Raw genomic sequence first — 2,011 nt, 5'->3', positions numbered from 1 at the left:
TCGCGGCGCAGCCCCGGCACCCGCCGGTACCGTCCGAAGTCCGGCAGGCCCACGTCCTCCGGCTTCAGCCGGGCCCGCCGGGTGCGCAGGAACTCACTGAGCTCGGCACGCGGGTCCAGCGCGCCGGCGGCCGGCTCGTGCACCGGTTCGGGGTATTCGTCCATGCCTCGAGTATCCACGGTCGGACGCACACCAGCCTGCACCAGCCAGTGGTAGTCACAGCGGATGTACACAAAGCCGTGACCTGGGTGAATACCGGATCGTCCAGCACGCTGGAGCCCGTGCCCGGCTGGCAGGCAGCCGGGGCGTGGCCTGCATCAGGAACGGAGCACATCCCATGACGGCAACACAGGGGACCGAGTCGAGGACGCACCAGACGGAAACGGCCGCGGAGGTGGTCGGCCGCGTTCGTGCGACGTTCAACACCGGCGTCACCCGCTCACTGGACTGGCGCGTCAGCCAGCTGCGGCGGCTGCGGGCACTGCTGGTCGAGAACGAGCGGGAGCTGCTCGAAGCGCTCTGGGCGGACCTGAGGAAGAACGCCGCCGAGGCCAAGATGCAGGAGATCGACTTCACTGTCGCCGACATCGACGAGACGCTGGCGAATCTGGAGAGCTGGCTTCGGCCTCGCCCGGTGGAGGTTCCCGCCCACTTCGGTCCCGCGACCACGGCCTACACCACGTACGACCCGCTCGGGGTCGTCCTGGTGATCGCTCCGTGGAATTTCCCGCTGCACCTTCTCATCGACCCCATCATCGGCGCGCTGGCCGCCGGGAACACCGTGGTGGCCAAGCCGAGCGAGATGTCGGTGCACACCTCGGCAGTGGCTTCACGGCTCCTGCGTGAGTACTTCGACGCCGACGTGCTCACCGTGGTCGAGGGGGGCGCCGAGGAGACCACGGCCCTCCTGGCGCAGCGCTTCGACCACATCTTCTACACCGGCAATGGCACCGTCGGCCGGATCGTCATGGCCGCGGCGGCCAAGAACCTCACCCCGGTCACGCTCGAACTCGGGGGCAAGTCACCGGTCTTCGTGGCACCTGACGCGGACGTGGACGAGACCGCGAAGCGGCTGGTCGGCGCCAAGTTCGGCAACGCGGGGCAGCAGTGCGTAGCCCCCGACTACGTACTGGCCGATCCTGCTACCGCCGCCGCACTGGTTCCCGCCCTGCGTGCGGCGGTGGAAGCCCAGTTCGGCACCGCCCCGCAGACCTCGGCCGGCTTCGGCCGGATCATCAACGAGCGGCACTTCGACCGGCTCACCCGTCTGCTGGATTCCGGCCGGGCGGCGGTGGGAGGCCGGCACGACCGCGACGACCTGTTCATCGCACCGACCGTGCTCACCGATGTCGACCCCGCATCGCCGGTCATGCGGGAGGAAATCTTCGGCCCGATCCTCCCCGTCGTCGAAGTCGCAGACCTCGATGCCGCCATCGCCTTCATCAACGAACGCGACAAGCCCCTCGCGCTCTACGCGTTCACCACGTCCGAGGCCACCACGTCGCGCCTCGTGAACGAGACGTCCTCCGGCGGCGTCGCCTGGGGCCAGCCGGTGATACAGCTGCTCATGACCGGCCTGCCTTTCGGTGGCGTCGGCGAAAGCGGCATGGGCCGGTACCACGGCCGGTACTCCCTCGAGACGTTCAGCCACCTCAAGGCCGTCGCGGACGTACCGCTCAGCTAGCCTCGCGCCTTTTGCCGACACCGACACCGACGGCATGCGGCTCTCACCGCGTTCGCCTCCGACACCACCCCCACCCCGATCCGCCGGGACAGCGTGGGCCCCTGCGTCGCAGACCTTCATCCCGTTTTCCTCCGTAGTGCAGAAAGAAAGCCAACCCATGCCTGTCAACACTTCAGAAGTTTCGCCCGCCCCGTCACTTTTCTCCCCCATCTCTCTCGGGAAGATCGAGCTCGCCAACCGCATCGTCATGGCACCGCTGACCCGGGTCCGGGCCGGTTCCTCCGGCATCCCCGGGGACCTCATGGTCGAGTACTACCGGCAGCGGGC

The 2,011-nt window shown here is 68.5% G+C and carries 1 protein-coding gene and 2 pseudogenes; 2 read left to right on the top strand and 1 reads right to left on the bottom strand.

The window, feature by feature from the left end; genetic code table 11:
- Positions 1 to 164: pseudogene (locus AB0389_RS37770) on the bottom strand (transcriptional regulator); the annotation flags it as partial.
- A 173-nt stretch (positions 165 to 337) separates the two neighbouring features.
- Between AB0389_RS37770 and AB0389_RS37765 the strand changes: the two are divergent.
- Together AB0389_RS37765 and AB0389_RS37760 are read left to right on the top strand one after the other, a co-directional pair.
- Positions 338 to 1,684 carry an aldehyde dehydrogenase family protein gene (locus tag AB0389_RS37765; RefSeq protein ID WP_366400117.1) on the top strand — a complete coding sequence of 449 codons (1,347 nt, stop codon included), beginning with the start codon at positions 338 to 340 and terminating at the stop codon, positions 1,682 to 1,684.
- A gap of 34 nt (positions 1,685 to 1,718) precedes the next feature.
- Positions 1,719 to 2,011 (top strand): annotated as a pseudogene (locus tag AB0389_RS37760) (hypothetical protein); the annotation flags it as partial.

The organism is Streptomyces sp. NPDC093109, assembly GCF_040701725.1.
In the GTDB taxonomy this organism is placed as follows: Bacteria; Actinomycetota; Actinomycetes; order Streptomycetales; family Streptomycetaceae; genus Streptomyces.
This window is presented reverse-complemented; position numbering and strand designations above follow the sequence as displayed.